Consider the following 4525-nt stretch of genomic DNA (forward strand, 5'->3'; position numbering starts at 1 on the left):
TCGTGGAACGCTCCACGGTGACAGGCCCGGTCCGCACCCACCGAACCGGGGCCACGGCCCTTTCCCTTTAGCCCCCGCAACCGTGCCCGGAAGTACCGGGAACCCAGGTCCGCCGAGCAACGTCAGGACCCGAAGCTCCAGACCTGGTTGTCGGCCGAGGAGCAGGCCACCAGGGCCAGGCTGGTGTCGACCGGGCTGCTGTCCTTGTCGGTGCCCTGCGGGTCCAGGCACAGGCCGCTCTTCACGTTCACCAGGTAGAAACCGCTGCCCTGAGCCTGCTTCCGGAACATCTGGTTGTCCGCGGCCCCCCGCACGCAGGTGCTGACGGCCACCGTGCTGTTCGCCGCGACGCTGTCGGTGCCGTCCACGTCGAGGCACAGGTTGGACTTCAGGTTACGCAGCAGGAAGGTGCCGTTCGACTGGGTGACGGTCTGGAACTCCTGGTTGTCGGTGTCACCGGGATAGCAGTTCGTCTGGAGGGCCTGGCTGCCCGCGCCGACCGCCTCCAGTCCGGTGAGGTCCACGCAGTAGCCGGTGACCAGGTTCCTGATGACGCCGACCGTCGCCGTGACCGGGGCGGCGACGGTCTTCTTCGGCGTCGCCTTGGTAGTGGTCTTCTTCGGCGTGGCGGTCGCCGTCGGCGTCGCCTCGCGGGTGACCGTGCGGGTACGGGTCTCCGCCGTGGCCGCCTTCTCGGTCTTCGTCTTCTTCGGCTTCTCGGTGGGCGACGCGGTCGGCGTGCCGGTGACGGTGGGCTCCGGGGTCGTCGTCTTCAGGCCGGCGGACGTCAGCGCGGCCGTGTCCGAGTTGTCCGGCCCGGTCGCGGTGGCCGCCTGGATCGCCATCGTGCCGCCGACCACCACGCCCACCACGACGGCGACCGAGGCGACGATCACCACCACGCCGCGCAGGCCCCGGGTCGGCACACCGATCGCGGGACGGCGGCCCAGCATCGAGCCCTTCCACGAGTCCAGGAACTCGGTGTGCTGATCGGGTTCCGGGTCACTCGACGACTTCACGGTTCTTCTCCTGCCAGGGGTACGTCTGCACAGTCAGGCAGTTGTCAGGGATGCGGCGATGCAACGCACCACCGTGGCAGCCCCGGCCGCGGCACGGCACACCCGCCGCCGCGACCTTCCCTTTCGCCCGTCCGGAGTTGCCCGGAAGTCTTCCGGCACAAGATCATCCGGGCGAGTCCGCGCCGGTCGGCCCTCGCACCGGTCAGACCTCGCACCGGTCAGACCTCGCTCCGGTCAGACCTCGCTCCGGTCAGACCGAGTGCGGCGGGATGTCGGCCGGCTCGATCCGCTGGAGCACCTCGTTGGTGGTCGTGTCGTCCAGATCCATGTCGGCGAGCCGGGCGGCCTGCCGCTCGGTCATCGTCTGGAACAGCTGCCGGGCCACCCGGCCGTTGCCGAAGCCGGTGTTGCGGGGCAGCGAGTCGAAGTACTCGACCAGCGACGCTCGGGTCTTCGGGGTGAGCTCGTACTCGTGGTGGTCCGCCTGCATCCCGACGATCCGGGTGAGCTCCTCCGAGCTGTAGTCGACGAACTCCAGCGTGCGCGAGAACCGGGACTTCAGGCCGGGGTTCGAGCTGAGGAACCGGGACATCTCGTTGGAGTACCCGGCCACGATCACCACGATCTCGTCGCGGTAGTCCTCCATCAGCTTCATCAGCGTGACGATGGCCTCCTGGCCGAAGTCGTTCGACTGCCCGGGCGGGGCCAGCGAGTACGCCTCGTCGAGGAACAGCACGCCGCCCAGCGCCTTACGGAACACCGCCTCGGTCTTCGGCGCGGTGTGACCGACGTACGACCCGACCAGCGCACCCCGGTCGGCCTCGACCAGGTGCCCCTTCTCCAGCACCCCGAGCCGGGCGAGCAGGCCACCGTACAGCCGGGCCACCGTCGTCTTACCGGTACCCGGGTTACCGGCGAACACCAGGTGCCGGCTCAGCGGCGGCGCGGCCAGCCCGGCCTCCTGCCGGCGGCGCACCATCTGCATCAGCTTGACCAGCGCCGTCACGTCGGCCTTGACCTGCTCCAGGCCGACCAGCTCGGTCAGTTTGCCGCGCAGTTCGTCGAGCGAGCCCTCCGGCTCGGCACCGGCCGAGACGTCGACGCCGAGCTCCGCCTCGGTCGGGCCGTTGACCGTGGCCTTCTTCTTGTCTGAGGCACCGCTGCGCTCGCTGACCCCGGACTCCGGGATCGTCGAGGTCTCGACGTTGCTGATGACGTTCTTGCTGAACTCCGGTCTGGCGTCCTCGTCCTGGCTGAGGTCCGCCTCGGTGTCGTGGATGCGCCAGCCGGTCACGGTCGGTGTGGCCTTCTTGCCCACGTGCAGCGCGGGGAAGCCGGTGGCCGAGACGTCGCAGTCCTCATAGGTTCCCGCCGCGCCGTCGCCGACGAAGACGCCGTTCTTCGTGGTGTCGCGAACGGTCAGCCGGGTCACCGTGGGCTTCGCGCCGGTCCAGACGACCAGCCCGGAACCACCCGCGCCGTCCACCTGACAGCCCTCGAAAGTGCCCCGCGCGTCTTTCTCCAGCACGATCCCGGCGGTACCGGCCCGGCGCACCCTGGCGTCGCGCACGGTGGCGTTCGCCCCCGGGCCGACCTGCACGGCGGAGCGCTCGCTGTCGTTGACGACGATCTTCTCGACCTTGGCCTCCTGCCTGGAAACCATCGAGACCCCGACGCCGCAGCGCTCGAGCTCCAGCCCGGACAGGTCGAGTTCGGCCTCGCCCTCGGTCTGCACACCGGACAGCCCGGCGCCCCGCACCGTGCCACCGCGCACCCGCCCGGTCGCCCGGCCCTTGAGATGCAGCCCGTGTTCCGGGGTCTCGAGCACGCCGAGGCCGGTGGCGTCGAGCTGGGCGGAGTCACCGACGCAGACCGCGCTGAACGTGGCGGACTCGACCGTGACGTCTTTCAGCTGGGCTCCGGAGGTGCCGGACAGGAAGATCCCGTTCGCCCCGCTGCGCCGGATCGTGCCGTCGCTGAACTGGACCTGGGCCTTGTCGCGGGCAACCACGCCGGTGCTGGTGACCCGGTCGAGGACACAGTTCTCCAGGATCAGCGAGCTGGTGCCGGCCGCGACCAGGCCGGAGCGCTTGGTGATCTCGATCCGGCAGTCGTTCAGCCGGGCCTCACCGGCCCCGATCAGCAGGCCGTCGCCGCCCGCGCGCTCGATCACGCAGTCGGTGAGCTGCACGCCGGTCGGTTCGCTGTCGGCCTTCGAGGCCGCGGAACCGGTGCTGCTGCCCAGGATTCGCAGGCCCTCGGCGCCCGAGCGCTCGATGCGGCAGCCGTGGAGCACGACCGAGGCGGCGTCTTCGACCAGCACGCCGCTGCGGCCGGTGCGGGAGATCTCGCAGTCCTCGGCCCGGGCCAGGCCCTTGCCCCGCACCCGCAGGCCGGACCCCTTGGTCGAGCGGATCTGGGTGCCGGACATCGCCAGCTGTGCGGAGTCGCTGACCACCACGCCGGTGCCGTCGATCGCGGTGATCACGCAGGAGTCGAGCACGGCGCGGCTGGAGGCGGTCAGGTGCACGCCGACCATCGGGGCGCTGCTGATCCGGCAGCTGGTCAGCCGGACCGCGGCCTCGCCCTCGGCGTCGACGCGGCCGGCCAGCAGGTCGCACTCGCTCAGCTCGGCGTAGCCGGCCCGCACCCGCACCAGCGGGTTGCCGTCGGCGGCGCCGGTGAGCACCAGGCCGTGCAGCCGGGCCGGGGCGGTGACGGTCAGGCCCGCCGGGCCGGTGATCCGGACCGTGCCTGAGCCGGCCTCGGCGACCACCGCCACGGCGCGGTCGATCACCAGGCTCTCGGCGTAGACGCCGGGCGAGATCGCGACGGTCTGGCCCTCCGCCGCGGCGGCCAGGGCCTCGCCGACGGTGGCGAAGAACTTCGGGTCGCCGGGGACGACCCGCAGGATGCCGTCGGCCGAGGCCTGCGGGGTCTCCGGTTTCGCCGGCCTGCCGAGCTTCGGGGACTTCGGCTGCTGCCGGGGTTCGCGGGATCCGATCCTCACCGGTTGCCCGGCCGGAAGATCGCGTCGAGACCGGCGAGCGCGTCCCCCAGCGGGTCGCCGGGGACCAGGGTGTCTGCCAGACCGGGGCCCTGGGCCAGCGGGCCGGCCAGTTCCGCCGCCCGCGCGGCGGCGGTACGGCGGGCACGGTCGAGCAGTTCCAGCAGGACCGCGGCCAGTTCGGAGGCCGCCAGGTCGCGGTGCGAGTCGTCCTTGAAGCGCAGGCCGGTGATCGTGCCGCTGAGCGTGCTGGACACGGTGATCAGGCCGTCGTCGCTGGTGACGTCGACCGTCGTGGTCTCCAGGGTGCGGGTCAGCTCCGCCAGCTGGTCGCGCTGCCGGGCGAACTCCGCGACCGCTGCCGCCATCTCCTCGGCCATGGGGTCGCCCGGTGAGTTCATCGTTCGTCGCTCTCCGTGTCAGGTCTCGTGGGGTCAGACAGCATCTTTCCCCTTTTCGACGATCGGTCCAACGCTGGAACGGATCCGAGTGCGTTCGG

At 71.2% G+C, this 4525-nt stretch carries 3 protein-coding genes; all 3 read right to left on the bottom strand.

Translation table 11 applies throughout. From position 1 onward, the window contains the following. Positions 1 to 122: 122 nt before the first annotated feature. Complete coding sequence (locus tag KIH74_RS32040) at positions 123 to 1019, bottom strand: RICIN domain-containing protein (protein WP_214160158.1); 897 nt, start codon at positions 1017 to 1019, stop codon at positions 123 to 125. A gap of 250 nt (positions 1020 to 1269) precedes the next feature. Beyond that, entirely contained in the window at positions 1270 to 4029 is a 2760-nt protein-coding gene (locus tag KIH74_RS32045) for a right-handed parallel beta-helix repeat-containing protein (RefSeq protein ID WP_214160159.1), read from the bottom strand. Beyond that, positions 4026 to 4427, bottom strand: coding sequence for a YbaB/EbfC family nucleoid-associated protein (locus tag KIH74_RS32050; protein WP_214160160.1), 402 nt, complete (start codon positions 4425 to 4427; stop codon positions 4026 to 4028). Before KIH74_RS32050 ends, KIH74_RS32045 begins: the two co-directional genes overlap by 4 nt. Between the last annotated feature and the right edge of the window lie 98 nt (positions 4428 to 4525).

Origin of the sequence: Kineosporia corallincola (assembly GCF_018499875.1) — a bacterium.
GTDB classification, from domain to species: domain Bacteria; phylum Actinomycetota; class Actinomycetes; order Actinomycetales; family Kineosporiaceae; genus Kineosporia; species Kineosporia corallincola.

What these genes read in the sequence shown, in the direction of transcription:
- KIH74_RS32050 (WP_214160160.1), bottom strand. Translation starts at nt 4,427, where the DNA reads ATGAACTCACCGGGCGACCCCATGGCCGAGGAGATGGCGGCAGCGGTC.